Source organism: Flavobacterium kochi (genome assembly GCF_048286715.1).
Classification (GTDB): Bacteria; Bacteroidota; Bacteroidia; order Flavobacteriales; family Flavobacteriaceae; genus Flavobacterium.
Genome location: NZ_JBLVPW010000001.1, coordinates 156,258 through 176,573 on the forward strand (window position 1 = coordinate 156,258; position 20,316 = coordinate 176,573).

General features: G+C 34.1%; 13 protein-coding genes. 3 read left to right on the forward strand and 10 right to left on the reverse strand.

Annotation, left to right across the window (positions count from 1 at the left end; translation table 11 throughout):
- Nucleotides 1-98: 98 nt before the first annotated feature.
- Nucleotides 99-701, reverse strand: a complete 603-nt coding sequence (locus ACNQGH_RS00725; protein ID WP_417954067.1) for a thioredoxin family protein — start codon at nt 699-701, stop codon at nt 99-101.
- Between the two features lie 105 nt (nt 702-806).
- Here ACNQGH_RS00725 and ACNQGH_RS00730 point away from each other — a divergent pair, with 105 nt between their 5' ends.
- From ACNQGH_RS00730 to frr, 3 genes are all read left to right on the forward strand, one after another.
- Nucleotides 807-1,586, forward strand: a complete 780-nt coding sequence (locus ACNQGH_RS00730; RefSeq protein ID WP_417954068.1) for a patatin-like phospholipase family protein — start codon at nt 807-809, stop codon at nt 1,584-1,586.
- Between the two features lie 68 nt (nt 1,587-1,654).
- Nucleotides 1,655-2,362 carry a UMP kinase gene (gene pyrH, locus ACNQGH_RS00735; RefSeq protein WP_417954069.1) on the forward strand — a complete coding sequence of 236 codons (708 nt, stop codon included), beginning with the start codon at nt 1,655-1,657 and terminating at the stop codon, nt 2,360-2,362.
- A 69-nt stretch (nt 2,363-2,431) separates the two neighbouring features.
- Complete coding sequence (gene frr / locus ACNQGH_RS00740; RefSeq protein ID WP_143387583.1) at nt 2,432-2,995, forward strand: ribosome recycling factor; 564 nt, start codon at nt 2,432-2,434, stop codon at nt 2,993-2,995.
- A 126-nt stretch (nt 2,996-3,121) separates the two neighbouring features.
- On the opposite strand, the gene xylA is transcribed toward frr, so the two are convergent.
- The 9 genes from xylA to ACNQGH_RS00785 form a co-directional block, all read right to left on the reverse strand.
- Nucleotides 3,122-4,447 carry a xylose isomerase gene (gene xylA / locus ACNQGH_RS00745; protein WP_417954070.1) on the reverse strand — a complete coding sequence of 442 codons (1,326 nt, stop codon included), beginning with the start codon at nt 4,445-4,447 and terminating at the stop codon, nt 3,122-3,124.
- Between the two features lie 4 nt (nt 4,448-4,451).
- Nucleotides 4,452-5,939, reverse strand: coding sequence for a xylulokinase (locus ACNQGH_RS00750; RefSeq protein WP_417954071.1), 1,488 nt, complete (start codon nt 5,937-5,939; stop codon nt 4,452-4,454).
- Between the two features lie 3 nt (nt 5,940-5,942).
- Complete coding sequence (locus ACNQGH_RS00755) at nt 5,943-6,944, reverse strand: GntR family transcriptional regulator (RefSeq protein WP_417954072.1); 1,002 nt, start codon at nt 6,942-6,944, stop codon at nt 5,943-5,945.
- 245 nt (nt 6,945-7,189) lie between these two features.
- The gene (locus ACNQGH_RS00760) at nt 7,190-8,938 is read right to left on the reverse strand and encodes a RagB/SusD family nutrient uptake outer membrane protein (RefSeq protein WP_417954073.1); all 1,749 of its coding nucleotides are present in this window, start codon (nt 8,936-8,938) and stop codon (nt 7,190-7,192) included.
- Between the two features lie 28 nt (nt 8,939-8,966).
- A complete protein-coding gene (locus ACNQGH_RS00765) occupies nt 8,967-12,158 on the reverse strand; it encodes a SusC/RagA family TonB-linked outer membrane protein (protein ID WP_417954074.1) in 3,192 nt (1,063 codons plus the stop codon).
- 19 nt (nt 12,159-12,177) lie between these two features.
- The gene (locus ACNQGH_RS00770; RefSeq protein WP_417954075.1) at nt 12,178-13,650 is read right to left on the reverse strand and encodes a fasciclin domain-containing protein; all 1,473 of its coding nucleotides are present in this window, start codon (nt 13,648-13,650) and stop codon (nt 12,178-12,180) included.
- 40 nt (nt 13,651-13,690) lie between these two features.
- Nucleotides 13,691-15,490, reverse strand: a complete 1,800-nt coding sequence (locus ACNQGH_RS00775; RefSeq protein WP_417954076.1) for a fasciclin domain-containing protein — start codon at nt 15,488-15,490, stop codon at nt 13,691-13,693.
- An 11-nt stretch (nt 15,491-15,501) separates the two neighbouring features.
- Complete coding sequence (locus ACNQGH_RS00780; protein WP_417954077.1) at nt 15,502-17,013, reverse strand: RagB/SusD family nutrient uptake outer membrane protein; 1,512 nt, start codon at nt 17,011-17,013, stop codon at nt 15,502-15,504.
- An 18-nt stretch (nt 17,014-17,031) separates the two neighbouring features.
- Nucleotides 17,032-20,316: a SusC/RagA family TonB-linked outer membrane protein gene (locus tag ACNQGH_RS00785; RefSeq protein ID WP_417954078.1), complete on the reverse strand. Its 3,285-nt coding sequence runs from the start codon at nt 20,314-20,316 to the stop codon at nt 17,032-17,034.

A 20,316-nucleotide genomic window follows, 5' to 3' on the forward strand; every position in this document is an offset into this window, starting at 1 on the left:
GGTTGGCAGTCACTAAATTACAATTTTTTTTTTGATATAACAAAAAAATAAACTTAATTCTTTTATATAAAAAAACGCATAACTATCCTCGTTTTGCATTAAAGATTTTGCAGCAGGGCAATAATTTCTTCCTGAGTACTTAATCCTTTATCTTTTAAATACCATAATTGTAATTCTGTTTTGGTTTTTTCATCAATCACTCCAAATTCCTTTTTATAATCATCAATCAAATCCTTCGCACCTTTTGGTCTGGGTCCCCAACTACCAAGCACGCTTCCAGTTTCTCTGTCAATTACAATTAGTTTAGGAATTGCTCTCTTTTTATTGGTCAAAAACAATTTCATTAATTCCTCATTTTCATCTCGTAAAACAATTTTCATTTCTATTTTATTCTCAGAGACAATTGTCATTTGATTTAAAATAGGCAGTATCTGCGCAGCATCTCCACACCATCCTTCGGAGATCACCAACCAAATGTACTCTCTTGTCAGATTCTTTAATTTTAGACTATTTTCCTCTGGAATTCTCATTGTTTTATCCAAACGATCCATACGGGTTCCATTCAAAGAACTGTAACGTGTCAACTCTTCCGATTGTTCATTCCCAGTTGATTTTCCATCAAATAATAAATCAGAAACTAGTTTTCTATATTCTGAATACGAATGACTGTTAAATAATGCTTTAGCTATTGGGATTTTCATGACAAATTATTTATTTACACAAAGTTACCATAAAATTGGGGTATAAATAAGACATCTATCCCTTTCAATTGCACAAAAAGAGTAATTTTATAACAAATAGTAAAGATGGATTTAAAAACAAAATCGATAGGATTAGTGCTTTCCGGCGGAGGCTCTAAAGGAATAGCACATGCTGGTGCAATTAAATTCTTGGAAGAGAAAAATATCTATCCTTCTCGAATAGCCGGGACGAGTGCTGGATCAATTGTTGGCGCCTTGTATTCCTGGGGAAAAACACCCGACGAAATCCTGGATTTTTTTAAGTCCATATATCTTTTTCATTGGAAACATTTTACTTTCACAAAAGCAGGTCTGATCGATTCTGAATCTTTCAAAAATTATTTTCATGCTATCTTTAAGGATGCATTACTGGAGGAACTAAAAATTCCAATTCATATTACAGCAACTGATATGATCAGAGGAAAACTAAAAATATTTGGTTCTGAAACAACTATTATTGATGCCATTTTAGCTTCATCAGCCTTTCCAGGAATTTTGTCTCCCTATGAAATTAAGGGAAAATTATATAGTGATGGTGGCATATTAAATCATTTTCCCACAGATATTTTACAGGGCCAATGCGATACCGTCATTGGCGTCTATGTAAGCCCGATCCAAAAAATTGAAGCTAAGGATTTAAGTTCCATAAAGGCCGTAACAACCCGCGCTTTTGATATACTTTCGGCAAATTCAAATATGCATAAATTTAACATCTGTGATTGGGTTATCGAACCCAAGGATTTGTGTCTTTACAGTACTTTTGAAACCAATAAAATTAAAATGGATGCAATCTTCAACATTGGCTACGAAGCCGCAAAAAAATCCTACGGAAAACTTAATTTATAAAATTTAAGCAACACTTTTTTTAAAAAACAGAATATGTCTATATTTGCACCAATCAACTCAACACAAAAATGAAATACAAAAGAATTCTTCTAAAACTAAGTGGCGAAGCTTTAATGGGCGACTTGCAATACGGAATTGACCCTAAAAGATTAGCTGAATATGCTGACGAAATCAAGCAAATTCATAATAAAGGTGTAGAAATAGCCATTGTAATAGGTGGTGGAAATATTTTTAGAGGAGTTGCCGGAGCTAGTTCAGGAATGGATAGAGTACAAGGAGATTATATGGGAATGCTTGCCACTGTTATTAATGGAATGGCTTTGCAAGGCGCATTGGAGGACAAAGGGATGAAAACTCGTTTGCAGACGGCTTTAAAAATGGAATCAATCGCTGAGCCTTATATTAAAAGAAGAGCGGTTCGTCATCTTGAAAAAGGGAGAATTGTGATTTTTGGTGCAGGAACAGGAAATCCTTATTTTACAACAGATACAGCTGCCGTTTTACGTGGTGTAGAAATTGATGCCGATGTAATTCTAAAAGGAACTCGTGTTGATGGTGTTTATGACTGTGATCCTGAGAAAAATTCATCCGCAGTAAAATTTGACTTCATCTCATTTGATGATGTTCTTAAAAAAGGATTGAATGTAATGGATACGACAGCATTCACATTAAGCCAGGAAAATAAATTACCTATTGTGGTTTTTGACATGAATAAAGTAGGCAATCTGTTGAAAATTTGCGAAGGAAAAAACATAGGAACAGTAGTAAATATATAGTTAATGGTTCTGACTTTATGTGTTTGGAGAAACCAAACACATAAAGTCCAAAACCCAAAACCTAAAAAAATGACCGAAGAAATTGAATTTATATTAGATAGTACTAAAGAATCTATGACGGGTTCTATTGCGCATTTAGAGAAAGAATTTTTAAATATTCGTGCCGGAAAAGCATCTCCTGCCATGTTAGGAAGTGTTTTTGTCGATTATTATGGATCTGCAACACCGCTTTCACAAGTGTCTAAAATCAGTGTTCCTGATGCAAGAACAATTACGTTACAGCCTTTTGAAAAAAACATGCTGCAAGTAATCGAAAAAGCAATTATGGTAGCCAACATTGGTTTTAACCCGATGAATAATGGCGATGTGATTATCATAAGCGTTCCGGCATTGACTGAAGAAAGAAGACGTGAACTTGCCAAACAAGCCAAAGTAGAGGCTGAAGACGCTAAAGTAGGTATTCGAAATGCAAGGAAGGATGCCAATACTGATATTAAAAAATTAGAAAAAGAAGGAACATCTGAAGACATTTGCAAAAGTGCAGAAGAAGAAGTTCAAAACTTAACCAACAGTTACATCAGAAAAATAGATGAACTTTTAGTTTCAAAAGAAGCTGAAATTATGAAGGTTTAAGTTTCAGAATCTTAACTAAACAGCGCTGTTTCATTGGACAGAAAACAATTAATTAAACAGTTTCAAGATTATTTCTTGAAACTGTTTTTTTTTGTGATTTTAATTTTAAAGTCTTTTTGTTGGGTTTTATAGGTATTGGTTTATAATATTTTCAAAAAGTTCCTGTTTCCCACTCTGTAGTGAAAGCTCTCCATTTTCTTGAGCAATTTTGTATAAAGCTTGTAAATCTAACTTGCCATTCTCAAAATCTTTCCCTTTTCCTGAATCGAAAGAGCTGTATCTTTCAGTTCTTAATTTTTCGTAAGGAGATGAAGTAATAATTTTGTCTGCAGTCAGTAACGCTCTTGCAAATGTATCGGCACCGCCAATATGAGCAAGAAAAACGTCTTCCATATCGGTGGAATTTCTTCTGATTTTAGCATCAAAATTAACACCTCCACCTTGCAAGCCACCTGCCTTCAAGAAAACCAGCATCGCTTCTGTTGTTTCTTGTATGCTGTTTGGAAACTGATCCGTGTCCCATCCATTTTGGTAATCCCCTCTGTTGGCATCAAGGCTTCCAAGCATGCCTGCTTTCGCGGCCACTTCTAACTCATGTTGAAAAGTATGTTGTGCCAAAGTAGCGTGATTTACTTCAATATTAATTTTAAAATCTTTATCTAAACCATATTCACGTAAAAATCCAATTGCGGTTGCAGAATCAAAATCGTATTGATGCTTCATCGGCTCCATTGGTTTTGGCTCAATAAAGAAAGTTCCTTTAAAACCTTGCGCTCTGGCATAATCCCTTGACATCGTTAAAAATTGAGCCATATGATCCAATTCTCTACCCATATTTGTATTTAACAAAGACATATATCCTTCACGTCCTCCCCAAAACACATAATTCTCACCATCCAATGCAATGGTAGCATCCAAAGCTAATTTTACCTGACCACCAGCTCTTGCTAATACATTAAAATCAGGATTTGTTGCAGCGCCATTCATATAGCGCGGGTTTGAAAAACAGTTTGAAGTTCCCCAAAGAAGTTTAATCCCCGATGCTGATTTTTTCTCTTTTAAATATTCTGTAATGGCAGATAGACGTTTTTCTGATTCAGCAAAAGTTGGTCCTTCTTCGATTAAATCATAATCGTGAAAACAAAAATAATCGAAGCCCATTTTACTGATGAATTCAAATGCAGCATCTGCCTTATCTTTTGCAGCTTGAAGAGGGTCTGATGATTGATCCCAAGCAAAATTTTGTGTCCCCGGACCAAATGGATCCCCACCTTGCCCACAGAATGTGTGCCAATAAGCAATTGAAAATCTAAAATGTTCGCGCATTGTTTTACCAGCTACCACTTGATCCGGGTTATAGTATTTAAACGCCAGAGGATTATCTGATCCTTTTCCTTCAAACTGAATTTTTCCTATTCCTTTGTAATATTCCTGATTCCCTAAAACTATCATTTTGTTATTTTTTTTGTGTTACTATTAATTCTAATTCTTTTTTCCAATGTTTATATGCCTTCTCATAAGGTTCCTTATTTTTTAAAGGCACAAATGTCATTACATGATCATTTTTAGTAATGCTTGAGCCAAATTTTTCAAAGTCACCATCTGTCAATCCTACCGCTCTTGCCGCTCCTACCGCTCCTGTTGTATTGTAAATTTCTATTTCGTGCCCAATCAAAGTTGCAACGGTATTTGAAAAAATTTCTGATCGAAATAAATTATCATTGCCTGCTCGAATAACACCAATTGTGGCATTGTCCTGCTTTAAAATTTCCATTCCATAAACAAATGAAAAAGCAATCCCTTCTAAGGAGGCTCTAAACAAATGGGCATTGGTATGGGTATTTAGATTTAGATTTAAGAAGTGAGTCCCGATGTTTTTATTGTTGAACATTCGCTCTGCTCCGTTTCCAAAGGGAATGACAACAACTCCTTCGGAACCTACTGAAATTTCCGAAGCCTTTCTATTCATCGATTCATAGGTTTCAGTACCCGTATTGTTTCTCAACCATCGGTATTGAATTCCTGCCCCATTGATATTTAGCAACTTCCCAATCCTTGGTTCTGACTTTTCATAATTTACATGTACAAAATTATTCACTCTTGTACCTTTTTGTTCCGATAAACGATCGGTTACAGCATAGAATACTCCTGAAGTTCCGCCTGTTGCCGCTACTTCGCCAGGATTAAGTACATTTAATGACAATGCATTGTTGGGCTGGTCTCCAGCCCTGTACACCACAGGAATACCCACAGGTAGCCCCACTTCTTTTGAAGCTCGCTCATTTAAAAGCCCTTGATTTGTGAAATTTTCAACAATTGTTGGCGTCAATGATTGGTCTATTCCGTAGTAATCCAATAACCAATCGGCAACTTTATTTTCTTTATAGTCCCAAAGCATCCCTTCGGACAATCCATTTTTGGTAGTTGTTATTGCTCCGGTCAGTTTACAAGCAATAAAATCTCCCGGTAACATGTACTTGTATATCTTTTCATAAATAGCCGGTTCATTTTCTTTTACCCATTTTAATTTAGAGGCTGTAAAATTACCCGGTGAATTCAATAAATGAGCGGCACATTTTTGTTCTCCTAATTCTGCAAAAGCTTTGTCTCCAATTGCTACAGCCCTGCTGTCACACCAGATTATTGCATTTCGCAGCGGGTTGCATTTTTCGTCAACGATAACCAATCCATGCATTTGATACGAGATACCAATGCCCGTTATCTTAGAAGCATCAACATTAGACTCCTTAATGGCTCTTTTTGTTGCCACGCAAATATGTTGCCACCACATTTCGGGGTCCTGTTCTGCCCAATTCGGGTGTAATGACACAATCTCCATTTCATTTTGGGGTTCGTGTAAAACAACTATTTTTTCACCCGTTTTTGCTTCTACCAAGGCTACCTTGATCGAAGAACTTCCTATATCATATCCTATATAATACATAAATTACAATGATTCTCTTATTATTAAATTTGTTGACACATAATATTGCATCGGTTCATCTTTTGTAATAAATTCGGCACCTTTGGTTCCTAATTCATTAAAATCAGTAGAAATTACCGAAACTCCTTTATAAATGAATTTTTTCATAGGGGTTTCATTGTAAGATAAAAAACCCACATCTTTTCCTGGTTCAAATTTTTTTTCCCGACATTGTTCTAAGAATATCCCAAGGATCCTGTCACTTACACTTATGTAAGCCTTATTTTTTTCTATATTGAAATCTTTGGGATCAGTAATAATCTTGTATTTAAAATCAAATTCTTTACAAAATTCCTCAAAAAAAGTAACGGTCTCTATTGGATGATTCGTAAAAGTTGGATATACGAAATCAATCTCATCATATTTTCTAAATAAAGCAACAGCCCCTTTTAAAGATTCAAAAAAGGCTTTTCCAAAATCTTGAAAAACGTAATTATTTTTAGGTTTTGAATGGATATTCCAATCAATTAATAAGAGCTTGTCATTTGCAATAGTAGACAAAACAGAAGAGACCCCTTTGTGATCAAAATTCATCACAACATATTTGTAATATTTCCCAATACTATTGTTTATGATGCTTTCAAAATTATCGATGTTATAGTGATGAAATTGGACATCCGTAATAATATTATCAGGTAAATTATTTACAAATGAATGATACAAAACTTCTTTATAGGCCTTGAATGTATCCAGTACCAACAAGACTTTTCTAGTTTCTCCAGCAACATAATACCCTTTATTGGGAACTGACTCAATAACTCGCTGTTCCTTTAAAATCGAATACGCCTTAAATACCGTATCTCTTGATAGCTGATTTATTTTACAAATACTGTTTACCGATGGCAATAAATCTCCTCTATCTAAAATGTTTTCCGCTACGGCATCATTAATAGAATTTATTATTTGCTGATATTTAGGGATATCGCTATCGTGATTAATTAATAACTTAAAGTTTTTCTCGTTCATAATAACCGTACTGTTCTGTTCCGGTATGCTAAAGTAATTATTTTTTTTAAAACACAAATAATTATCTTAAATATTTTTTTTATTTACACCTTTTAAATTTATAGATTAATCCAAATGGCCTAAGAATTGGATTCTTTTCCAAATAGTATTACAATAAAAAACCCATAAAATGCAAATAGTAAAGTTGCATTTTATGGGTTTTTATTATTTTAACTCCATCAGAGTCAAAATAAAATTTCATTTTATTACCAATTAAAAGGTAAATACCAGTTGTTTACATTCATCAATTTAGAACGTACTTCACTTGCTTGTGAATTACCTTCCTTACTAAGTTTATCATAGATTTTATCAGCTAAGAAAGCTGGATCGTTTCTACGTCTGGCAATACGAACTAAATCTTCCCAACGGTTTCCTTCGTAAGCCAAATCCAAAGCAGCTTCATCAATGATGTTATTTTCAATTGAAATTAAACTATCCCCAACTACTGCAGCTCTTGTTAAATAGGCACGGCCCCTAATACCTCCACCACGATACCAATTACTTCTATAGTAAGGAAATTCTCCTTGACGAGCATCAAAATCATAAGGAAAACCTGACTTAGTCTTCATCGCATTAGTCACATCAGCAGTAGAACTACTAAGTGCCCCACGATTATAAGCACTTTTTATACCATAATTTAAAATGGCATCAGCAATTCGATGTTGATTATTTCTATTTGCAGCTTCAGCATAACGCAAATGCAATTTTTCTGCACGATATAAAAACCAATCTCCTTCGGTTTTAAACTGATCTGCAACAGTTTCATATTTGTAAAGGTATTTCATAATCACAGGATCACCACTTACCATCTTATAAGTGAATTTTGAACCACGCGCATCATAAGGGATACCGTTACTTTGGGTATTACTATTCCAAAGATCGATAGCACGTTGCGATGGTTTAGCCAAATAATTACCCGACGTTTTTGAAAAAATAGCGATAAAAGGATTTGCGGGTGCAAACTTACTATCAAAAGGCAATGACCAAATCCATTCGGTATTCCATACAGCATCTTTACTTCTAGCAAAAATAGACCTCCAACCTTGTGTATCAGTATTAAGCAAAGTAGTCACATCTGGACTTCTTGTGTAATTAACAAGTAAATCATTATTACCACTACCAGCAAAATTACTTATACGATAAGCCTCATAACGCTCAGTATCACTTCCGCTAGTAGATGCAGTCTCTAAAACGTTTTTATAATAGGAAGCCGCAGCTAAATAATCTCCTTTCCAAAGTTCTAAATCTCCTAATAGACACTCCTTATTAATAAAGAATTTTGCTGTATAATACCCATCAACAGTAATTACTAAACTACTTCCTGTTTCATATTGTTTTTTATAATTAAGCCCCTCTGTAAAAGTAACCAGCTTATCCACAAGTTGACTAAGAGGAATTCTTGGATATTTACTTATATTTTTAACGTCATCTAAAGTTTCAATAGGTTCTGTGATATAAGGCACACTTCCAAAGTGTATCCCTAATTGCAAGTAAACCCAAGAACGAATGCATCCCACATCGGCGTAACGTTGCTCGTACTGCGCCTGTGTAAATTTCTTATTAGCGAGCATGATGTTGAAATTTTTAAGCGCATCATTACAATTTTGAATTACTTCATAAAATTGTTTCGGATTAATATATGGATTTTCTGCCGTTTCATTATGCTCAGACAATTCCTTTAAGTAAGGACTTGAATTTCTTGTTGTAGTCATTAAATCCGCGCGCATTTCGTTAAGAATTACGTGCTTTTCTGCAAGAGCCATGAATTTACCATAAATCCCTATTACGGCAGCATCAGCATCAAATACATCTCGATATACTTGAACTCCCGTAAGCTTATCCTCGGGTTGCACATCCAGATAGTCTTCACAAGAGCCCAGGCTAAGTAGCAGCATCATAACCGATAGTATGGATAGGATGCTTTTTGTTATTTTTGTTTTAATTGTTGTTATCATCTGTATGTTATTTCTTTAGTGTAAATAATTAAAGTCCTAGACGCAGTCCTAGTTGTACTGTTCTGAATTGAGGAGCTAAACCTATATCTGTTCCTTGTCCAAATATAGATGAAGTGGCACTGAATTCAGGATCATACCCAAGATATTTAGTAAACGTAAACAAGTTATTAGCACTGGCATAAAGCTTGATATATTTAACGTGCTTCATGTCGTTTACAGCAAAATCATATCCTAACACTACCGTTTTAAGTCTTAAATAAGAACCGTCTTCAATCCATCTGTTTGAAAATTCAGCATTTCCCATTGGATCTCCCCAAGTTGCTTTTGGAATATCAGTTTGTTGTCCTTCTGCTCTCCAACGATTAGCAACAGCAGTACTTTGGTTTTCGTATCCACTCATTTTTTCCAGATTGTAACGCAATCCATTATAAATGTCATTCCCAATCGAGAAATTAAACAATCCCTGAAGACTAAAACGCTTGTAAGTAATATCAGCGGAGAAACTGCCTACTAAATCTGGATTAGGATTACCAATCACCATACGGTCCTTGTTATCAATTACATGATCATTATTAGTATCTGTAAATCGCATATCACCAGCTGTAAAAGGAATTAATTCACCATTTGACAAACGTTTATTTAAACCAGCTGCAGTAGCTTCGGCAGTAGTACTATATACTCCGGTACTATTTAAACCATAGAATAAATTAGCATCTTTCCCTACTGATGTCAAATAAGTAGCTCCAGCAAATTGAGTAAGTATATCACCATTTGGCAAGCTTTGAATTTCGTTTTTGTAACGACTTAAATTCAGATCAAAATCAAAAGTAAAATCAGCTGAATTAATAACACGTGCTTTCAATGCCAATTCGGCCCCTAAAGTACGCATTGCCCCACTATTGGAAACAGCATAATCAAATCCACTTGAATTACTAACTGTTTCATAAATAATCATGTTCTCAGTTTTATTGGAAAACACATCAAATGAAGCATTAATACGCTCATTCAATATACCTAAATCAGCACCTAAATTGAATTTTTTTACCGTCTCCCATTCTAAGTTTGGATTTCCAATATTTCCTCTTACCAGACCTTGTACACCCAATAAATTTTGAGAGACATAGTATTGTTGCGCAGTAAAGTTTCCTATATCATCATTACCGCTATGACCATAACTAGCTCTAAGCTTTAAATAATCAATAGCCTTTAAATTTTTCATAAAGCCTTCAGATGACACTAACCAAGCTCCCGTTATGGAAGTCATAAGTGCAAATTTATCAGCCCCATCTGACTTTTCATCTCCAAATCTACTTGATCCATCAACCGCATAACTTGTTGTCAAGAAATATTTGTGACGATAGTTGTAATTTGCGCTGGCATAAATATTTAACCAATTCCATTCTCCTAAGGCTCCTCCTACTTGACGTAGCAAGTTAGATCCAGCACTTACACTTTTAAAATCATCCGTAGAAGAATTGTAACCTAAACCTAAATCACTTTCTGATTTATTACTTTGAGTTCTAATTCCAAAACGTACCTCTAAGTTGTGGTCATCATTGAAATTTTTAAAGTAGTTAGCATAAGTATCTGTATAAAGACTTTTGTAACTTTGAACTTCACTTCCTGAACGATTCGTTCCTATAGCAGTGGGAAGAACAATATTTGCTACTCCATAATCTGGAATAAAGAAGGTTTCTCTTTCTTTATTAAATGTTAATCCTAAGATAGAACTAATATTCCAAGCCTTATTTAAAGCATAGTTGAATTTAAAATTACCAAAGAAGCGGTAATTATTATTAGTTCCAAAACCATTCTTTAAAATCGCATTTGGGTTACTTGCATTAAAATAATCTACATCCGCTAAACTCGGTGATACTTCACCAGCGTCATCAATATTATGGTGATATAAAAATGGTGACTTGGTAAGTGCTAAATACATTGGACTGGTTTTGTATGCAAATCCTTGATCCCATTGATTCTGAATATTATTGATAAAAGATAAATTAGCATCTACAGTAAGTTTCTCTGTTAATCTTAATGCTGCATTTAAACGAGTACTAGATCTTTTTGTATTGGTTTTATCAACAATCCCCTTACTATCAAGATACCCTACAGACAAACCAAACTTTGCTATATCATCTCCTCCACGAACTTTTAAAAAATAATTTTGATTTGTACTTGCCTTAAAAACTTGATCTTGCCAATTCGTATTATTGTGATATTTATAATACCCTACAGAACCTACATTATCGTTCATATAAGGCAAATCGGCAATCTGCTGTTGTGATAGACCACGAGAGGCTTCTAATTGAGATAGATGAGTACGGTAGCTATCTGCATCAAGCAAAGGCAATTGATCAGGAGCTTGATTTACTCCTCCATACATAGTAAAATCAATTTTAGTTGATAGTTCAGTAGCACGAGTAGTAGTAATATTAATTACTCCATTAGCTCCTTTAGTACCGTATAGGGATGATCCATCTTTAATAACAGTTACATCCTCTATGTCTTTAACATCTATATTAGACAAAGGAGAAGAAATATTATTTTGTACAATTCCTGAACCATAATCTTCATCATCATAAATCATTCCGTCTACAATAATCAAAGGTTTGTTAGTAGCATACAATGAATTAAAACCACGTAGTGATAAATAGCTACCCGCTCCTGGAGTTCCAGAGTTTCTAACAGTGTTTAACCCTGCCACTTTTCCTTGAAGAAAACCTCCAACAGATTCATTTACAGAACTAGACCATTGATTTTTTTTAAAATTCACAACGCTATTTGCACCCGTATTATCATATTGTATTTTCTCTCCTGATGGAAGATTAGCTATTTGATAAGCAGGAGCATAATAAGGCTCACTTAGGAATATTTCTATTCCTGATTCTTGTTTCTTTAAAGCGTATACTTTAGTTTGAAAATCTTCACTACTAATTTTAAGTATTGCTTCTAAATTTGGCACTCTAATTTCAAAGCTACCATCATCATTAGTAATGGCTGCTGAAAATCCCTCCACAGCAATGTTAATTCCTGATAAAGCAACTTTGGTTTTTGCATTTTTGACAACGCCTTTAACTAAAATTCCTTTTACTTTTTTATTTATGGTAGTGATTGCAGTAGCAGTTGAATCCTGAGTCGCTTGTCCATACAATGGCACATAGAGTTCTCCGGCAAAAAACATGCTTACTAGGCAGGTTAGTTTTATAATTTTTAGCATAACTATTTTTTATAGAATATTATTTAAGGACAGGAACAAATTTCAAATAATCAAGAGTGAGGGAGTTGTTCCCGTTTGTGGTATTATTAGCCGCGATTAATGAAATCAAATCAATATTACGCGCCTTAGTTAGTGTGATATCGCCAATATATACTTCATTATAAAAATTGGCTTGAACACTTATAGGACCTAAAGTACCAATTACATCAGAAACAGTTCTACCATTATTGTCCATAACATATTTTCCAGCAAATCTTAAACTTTGTTGGACCACATTCGTTTGGAAATCGTTTATAGCTCTCCAATACACTTTATAAGTAGTACTGTATAAATCTTTCGCATCATAATCCAACATAAACATTGCCGTACCTGGGTTTTGCACGATGACATCATTGAATAACAAATTTAATGGATCTTTTTTATCGCGATAATAAATCGCATTACGGCCTCCATTAAAATAAGTATTATTCTTTTCTCCTTCAATTTTTGTGGTAACTAAACGTTTATCTAGACGAACATCTACTTTTTTCATTATATAAACTATACCATTACTTAACTGTATTGGTTCACCTACAATTTGTGTTTTGTCAATAGGAACTTCAACACCAAATCTTGAAGTTAAAGTTGCTGGCAATTCATTCAATTTATAGGCTTTAGGAAAAGCCATATCTCTTAATGTAAAATACTTAGAATAAATTGCTGTTGAATCAGTTGTAGGAACATTTGATGTTTTAATCAAATATGGTTTCATCTTATCCACTTCGGCATTATACCCGGCGTCTTGCATCAAGAAAAAAGTATAAGAATTTTTCTCGTTATTCAAATTATACACATTTCTCAAATACGAATTAGATAATGAATCTGCAAGATACCCAGGAGCTGCGCCTACTTTAGCATCAATATCAGCTTTATAAATACTAAAATTTTTTAAGCTCAATAAGTAATCGCTCGTTGCCGAAACACCTGCTTTAGAATTGATATACTGCCAAATGTTCAATTTAGGAGTAAGTGCTTTATTAATGATGTGAAACACTCCATTAGCCGCATAGTGATCCGCTGTTACAATAGTAGCGTCATCAATCATAGTACTTCCTCTGAATGTTAAGTATTTATCACTGAACATTTTTATTTGTGTTTTCTCCCCACTTCTTACAGAAGAATAAGCAGTTAAAGCAATATGATTTGCAACAAATTGTTTAAGTGCCTTAGCATCATTAAGAATGGATTTATCCAACTGATAGATAGCCTCATTAGTAGGAGCAAAAACGGTATATGTCTTAGATTCAGACAGGATTTTGTCATATCCCGTTTGAACGAGTAACGCTCCAAACAGGGATACTTCAGTTGTATTTGTAATTGCCTCGCTCAGATTAACACCTAGATTAGCATCGCCATTATTTTCACGATCATCCCAAGGATTAGAACAAGAGACTAAGGCTATAGTTAACAAACTAACCAATAGTCTTTTATAATTTAAATTTAATACGATCATTTTTACTTGATTAAGTTTGTACTTGTACACTTTTATAATTTTAATAACCACTATTACTATTATCGCCGTTTGTGGCTTCTGCTCTTTGAACTAAATTACTAGTCCCTGATACTGGAAAACCTTTTTTAAATTTTGGCCATATTTGATCCATTTCTACTGGACGAAATTCAACCATATCCAGCCTGTCTGCATCAGCTGCACTACAACCTGAACAAGCATCTGTAGTAAATTTAATTTTATGCCTTCCTGTTGTAGGTACTTCTACAATACCTACAAGTCTACAATTAACATTATCTGCTTTAACAAATGGAAATATATAACGTTTGTAGCCTTGCGACTCTAACACTCTATCAGTTATTCCCGTTGTAGTAGAAGAAGGATCATTTGCAAATTCTAAATGATTGATAATTCTAGAGGTTTGCACATCATCAAAAAACACCTTTGTATTAGTAGAAGCTTTAGAACTTGCTGCACGATAAGAAACCCATATTTTATAACGGCCTTTAATAATTACTGGGGTCTTAAATTCAATATCATTCAAACCTCCTGTACCAGTGCGAAAACGAAAAATATTAAAAAGATCCCCATTAACTGCTCCACTATAAGGTTGCCAAGACATAGTATACGTTGTATTTCCTGTCCAGGTAACATCACTAAGTCCTCCCATTACGAAATTGAAAGCTACTCCTCCAGTTTTTCTGTAATTAGCAACATTTGCAGCCATTTCTGGTTGATTACATAAATCAAAATAAACGGGTGATGCAACACGCTTTTTAATTGAGAAATTTCCATTTACATAATGCAATACTCCATTAGAAGAAGTCTCATCACTACTGTTTCTTATAATACCAATCCCTTTTTCAAGTACTCCATTAAAAACATCCTGATTCAACAAAATATCTTGTTTAATTAATTTTGAACTAATTACTTCTAATGGAGCCTTAGTTACAAACACTGAAGTTGTTGCAAAATCAGCTAAATAACTCAAACTAGGTATTATACGATATTGCACATACAAATTCAAACTATCAGCAGCTTTGGTAGGATCTCCTAAATGACTGTATCTTAGTTTTAAATTATCTAAAGTATTTAATTTAATTGTAACATTATTTTTAGGATTTTTCCATGTAGTATTTTCAAATACTGCATTGGATTGAGCTAAAACGGTTAAAAAACTACCAACTTTATTACCGTCGTAAGTAATCGGTTGGTTTAGTTTCTCATACCATCCAGTAGCTTTTAAAACTTCCGTAAACAAAGATAGATTTGGATCAGCTGCTATAGTCTGTGCTAAAGTTTTATCGGCAACACGCAACACTTTATCAATAACATGGATCACACCATTCCCTACTGCTACGTTAGAAGCTACAATATTTGATGTTTTATTGATAGTTATACTAGAAACGTCATTGCTATTAGCTGCTCCAGTTATTAAATATTGACCCTGTAAAGTAGGCGTTGCAATTTTTCCATCAGTAAAGTCAGTAGTACTAATTTTTTTATCTAAAATATGCAGTTTAGCTATATTTTGTAAATCTACTAATGGCACATCCTTTAATGAAGTAGCGCCAACAGCTGTTAAATATTGCTTTACAGCATCATTAGTAGGAAGAAATAAGGTATACGTACCATAAGTATTCATAAATGATGCGTAATTAGTAATATCCAGAATTTCTAAAAACATAGAATAATCTGGATTAGCTCTTAAATATTCGGTTATATTAAGAGTTTCATCAGTACTTTGTTTTATTTTTTCAGGTGTACAGTTCAGAAACACTATAGTTATAAAAAACACTAAAGTAAGTCTCAATAGGCTAGGCAATCTTAAAAATCTTTTCATGACTTATTTTTTTATTTATAAAATGGATTTTGTACAAGTGCTTTATTAGTATAAAGTTCATATGTATTAATAGGTAAATAGTGACTGTTTGGATCCCTTAATTTTGCAATAATTGATTGTTGTAAATTTGCTGGTGCAGTTGCGACAGCTAAATCAATTAACAATTGTTTACGTTCGTATTTATTAGCACGGGCAACACGCAATAAATCATACCAACGTTTTCCTTCAAAAGCAAATTCACGGGCACGTTCAGCTAATATATAATCAATAATACCATTAGTATCAATTGAACCAACAGTTTGTGATGTTTGTGTAAGGGCTTTACGTTTTAATCGAATCTCATTAATAATACCAATTGCAGCTAGCCCATTATCATTCCCTCCTATTCTTGCTAAAGCTTCAGCTTGCATCAACAACACATCAGCATAACGATACACAAACCAATGCGTATCTGAATCTTGCAAGGCTTTTCGATCATCACTATTTAAACCAGTGAATTTATAAATTTCGCCTGTTGCGCCAACCAATGATGCTCTATCCCCACGAATATCTTTTTTATTAACGGGATCATTAAAATCAATTCCAAAAACATTATCCATCAAAAGTCCATCAGCCTTAAATTCTGGTCTTTGTAAAAAGATATTATAAAATGGTCCTCGATTAGATGTGGTGTATTGAAATTCAAAAATACTTTCAGTCGAATTTCCTTTAGCAAATACGGTATTAAACCAAGTACTAGCCGAAGCTTCTATCAATTTAAATTTTCCTGAACCAGTTACCTTTTTTGTAGCTGCTAGAGCTGATGGATACTCTTCTGTCCATAAATAAACATCCGCTAACATTGCATTAATAGCGTAAGTTGTTATACGCCCTTTGTTTGAAGCAATATCTCCATAATCTTCAACAGCATATTCATCAGCTTGTTTCAAATCTTTAATTACCTGCGCAAAAACTTCACTTTGAGTACTAGTCGCTATTTGAAAATTATCTTGATCACTTAAAGTAGCCGTTAATTTTAATGGTACATCTTTAAAAGTACGAGCCAATGTAAAGTACAAATACCCTCTAATTGCCAATGCTTCCGAAAGAAAATGTTTTAATTGTGTATCCGTTAAGGTTGGATCCTCCTTTTTAACCGCAGGCGCTAAATCAATTACGGTATTACAATAATTGATCGTTCTGTAAAATGCAGCCCAACTAGTTAAGTCATTAGATGGAAGGATATTAGTATTAATAATATCTCTCTCATCCTCAGTTACATATAGATCTTCAACTACCATACCGCCTCTCAATTCCCCATACATAAATAAATATTGAGTCATTGTTAAATCTCCCACTCCTGGAGGAGAACTTAACATCGAAGCATAGATCCCTATCACAGCGGCCTGTATATCCTCTTTAGTTTTCCAGAATTCATCACGAACAATTCCATCCTGAGGACGTAAATCTAAATAATCATCGCACGAACTTGCCGAAACGAAAAGTATAAAGATTGCTAATATTGTTTTTATTTTAGTTTGCATAAATCAAATATTTTTTATTTAAAAACGAGTTGTAAGACCAAATGTGAAACGTTTAGTAGGTGGTGTAGCAGCATTATCTACAGCAATACCAAAAGGACCTTTTCCCATACTTACCTCAGGATCTTGACCTCTATATTTTGTAAAAGTGTACAAGTTATCAGCTGTTAGATAAAACCTTAAATCTTCTAAATTTAATTTTTTCAATAGATTCTTTCCTAAATTATAACTAACTGTAACTGAACGAAGACGAACAAATGAAGCATCTTCTACATAACGATCAGAACCCAACCAGTTATATCCCGCACCATAAACAGCTCTTGGCATATTAGTCACATCTCCTGGATTACGCCATCTTGCTAAAACAGCTGTACTTTGATTACTATATCCATACATATTTGTAGTTGCCATGTCAGTTCCATTAATAATATCATAGTTTAAACGATACGTAAAGAATAGTAATACTTTAAATTGATTATTAAAGCTTACTGATGGTCCAAATCCTCCCGTTAGTTTAGGATTACTATTTCCTAAATAAACTACGTCACGACTATCAATGTTTCCATCTTTGTTGATATCTTCATAAATAGCGTCTCCAGGTTGAAACACATAATCCGTATTAGGATAATTGAAACGCATCAATACTTCTTGGCCATTAGGTCCTACAATCACATTCCCGCCAGCATCTCTGGCTTTTGTTGCCTCAAGATCAGTATAAACTCCTTTAAATTTATATCCATAAAACGAACCAAAAGGATTATCAACTTGAAGAAAACGCTTAAACTCCCCATTTCTATCCGTATTTCCAAATTCACTTGGATAATACTCAGAGATCTCTTTAATCACATTTTTATTACCCGAAATATTAAAATTAAAATCTACTTTCCATTTTCCTGATTTATACGGAGTAGTATTAAGACCAATTTCCCATCCTGTATTTTCCATTGATCCCACGTTTTGATCAGAAATATTATTAAATCCTGAAAGGGTACTTAAAGCAAGATTTTCAAAAAGCAAATCTTTAGTAGTATTTTGATATATTTCAGCATCAATAGACAAACGTTTTTTAAACAATTGTAAGTTGAAACCTAAGTTTTTACCAACTATTGTCTCCCAACGTAAATTACTCAATTCCATATTTATTGGGACAACCCCATTAACTCCTAAATACTGGGTATCATAGTTATCATAAATATTAAAATAACGATAATCATAACGAGGTGCTCTGCCTGAATGTCCATAACTAAGCCTCATACTTAAATCATCTACAAAATCAAATTTCTGCATAAATGATTCACCTGAAATTCTCCAACGTGTAGATACAGAAGGGAAATAACCATATCTGTTATTAGCACCAAATTTTGAATTACCATCAGCACGCAAACCAACATTCACAATATAACGATCTAACAAACCATATTGAGCACTTAACACTGCACCAACACTTCTAGATTGACTATTACCCGTAGACAACACCAAATCCGAATTTTGTGTTCTAGATGGATTTGACGGATCTGTCAATAGAGACGAAGCCGTATTAGATGTTAATGCTTGATGCGATGTATAACGAGAATCATTAGATTGTAAGGACAAAACAGTTTGAAAAGTTTGGTTTTTCCCTATAGTTGGTGTATAAACAAAATTGGTCTTTGTAACAATACTAGAAGCATCAATATCAGCATCAGAAGCTCTATTCACCACTGTTTCTGTAAAAGGACGACCCGTGGCATTTTGCGGTAAAAAAGTTTTCGCCTTGGTACTGTTAAAATCAAATTGCAAATCAAATGTAGAAATTAATTTATTAGGAATAATATCTACATTAACATTAAAGTGAGGCACTATACGATCTCCTACTTGATCATTAGTTGCATACTCAGCCATAGCAAGTGGATTATAAGTACCTGCATAAGTACCTTGAACGTTTGAAGCCGGTGAAAAATAGTTTGGAGTTAGATTTCCCATTGCATCATATTCATAAATGCTCATGTTAGGCATTTTAGTGTAAGCAACACCTCGTAATCTATCTTTGTCATCACCGCTAAAATTATTTACATAATTACGTTGTGTATCGGTATGCGTATAAGACAAATCCATTTTAAATTTAATACGATCTGAAACTACATAATCTAAGTTTAATCTGGCATTCATTCTTTCTAAACCAGTACCTACAGTCACCCCTTTTCCCTTATAATAACCCACTGAGCTGAAATACCTTGCTTTTTGTCCACCACCTTGTAATGATAAATTGTGTTCTCCCGTAAAAGCTGTTTGAGAAATAGCATCTACCCAATTGGTGTTTTGACTATAGTTCTTATAATAATAAACTTCTTGTGGATCGTACTGAAATTCTTTAACATTTAAAGTATTCAAAGGCACCCCATTTCTATTCATATATTCTTCTGGAATCAATTGTGAGTATTGATCTCCATTTAACATTGGAATAGTTGGTGGTAACTCAGCATAAGTTCCTTTAAAAGTATAGGTTATTTTTGGTGCGCTAACTCCCCCACGTTTGGTGGTAATCAATAAAACTCCACTGGCAGCACGAGCCCCCCAAATAGCAGTAGCGGCAGCATCCTTTAAAATAGTAATCGTTTCTATATCTGAAGGTGCAATATTTAATAAAGCCGCATAACCTTGCTCGTCAGCAGAACCAAAGTTAAAATCTTGAGGAATTGTAGTTTCGAATGGCATACCATCAACCACTACCAAAGGGTCAGAAGAACCAGTAATAGAAGAAGTACCACGAATACGTATTTGCATACCAGCACCTGGATCTCCACTAGTGGCTGTGATATCCACACCAGATAAACGTCCTTGTAAAGCTTCATCAATAGATGCCGCTTGAGTATTTTCTAAATCCGCAGCATTGATACTAACAGCACTGGTAGTTCGATCACGATCAGCAATTTTCATTAATCCATTATCTGATCCCTTACTAGAGGTAACAACAATTTCCTTTAATGATTCAATACTGGAAACCAATTTAATCTTAATAGATTGTCTGCCATTAAGAGGCACACTTTGAGATTTATAACCAATAGTTGATATAAATAATTTATTCTTTGGATTTACACGTAATGCAAAATTTCCATCAGAGTCAGTTATCACTCCCCCTACAGTACGGTTTTCGCCATCCTGTTCTACAACAGTTGCTCCAGGAATACTTAGATTATCTCCTGCATCTAATACCTGACCACGAACCAAAATAGCTGTAGTAGGCTGTTGCGCTAATGCCGGTATAGCTGTCAGCAAAACAAGGGCAATTGTAAAACTGTAAAATATATTTGTAATTTTTTGTTTCAT

Excerpts from the sequence above, each read along its gene's own strand:
- ACNQGH_RS00725 (WP_417954067.1), bottom strand. The coding sequence starts at position 701 with ATGAAAATCCCAATAGCTAAAGCATTATTTAACAGTCATTCGTATTCA.
- ACNQGH_RS00730 (WP_417954068.1), top strand. The coding sequence starts at position 807 with ATGGATTTAAAAACAAAATCGATAGGATTAGTGCTTTCCGGCGGAGGC.
- pyrH (WP_417954069.1), top strand. The coding sequence starts at position 1,655 with ATGAAATACAAAAGAATTCTTCTAAAACTAAGTGGCGAAGCTTTAATG.
- frr (WP_143387583.1), top strand. The coding sequence starts at position 2,432 with ATGACCGAAGAAATTGAATTTATATTAGATAGTACTAAAGAATCTATG.
- xylA (WP_417954070.1), bottom strand. The coding sequence starts at position 4,447 with ATGATAGTTTTAGGGAATCAGGAATATTACAAAGGAATAGGAAAAATT.
- ACNQGH_RS00750 (WP_417954071.1), bottom strand. The coding sequence starts at position 5,939 with ATGTATTATATAGGATATGATATAGGAAGTTCTTCGATCAAGGTAGCC.
- ACNQGH_RS00755 (WP_417954072.1), bottom strand. The coding sequence starts at position 6,944 with ATGAACGAGAAAAACTTTAAGTTATTAATTAATCACGATAGCGATATC.
- ACNQGH_RS00760 (WP_417954073.1), bottom strand. The coding sequence starts at position 8,938 with ATGATAACAACAATTAAAACAAAAATAACAAAAAGCATCCTATCCATA.
- ACNQGH_RS00765 (WP_417954074.1), bottom strand. The coding sequence starts at position 12,158 with ATGCTAAAAATTATAAAACTAACCTGCCTAGTAAGCATGTTTTTTGCC.
- ACNQGH_RS00770 (WP_417954075.1), bottom strand. The coding sequence starts at position 13,650 with ATGATCGTATTAAATTTAAATTATAAAAGACTATTGGTTAGTTTGTTA.
- ACNQGH_RS00775 (WP_417954076.1), bottom strand. The coding sequence starts at position 15,490 with ATGAAAAGATTTTTAAGATTGCCTAGCCTATTGAGACTTACTTTAGTG.
- ACNQGH_RS00780 (WP_417954077.1), bottom strand. The coding sequence starts at position 17,013 with ATGCAAACTAAAATAAAAACAATATTAGCAATCTTTATACTTTTCGTT.
- ACNQGH_RS00785 (WP_417954078.1), bottom strand. The coding sequence starts at position 20,316 with ATGAAACAAAAAATTACAAATATATTTTACAGTTTTACAATTGCCCTT.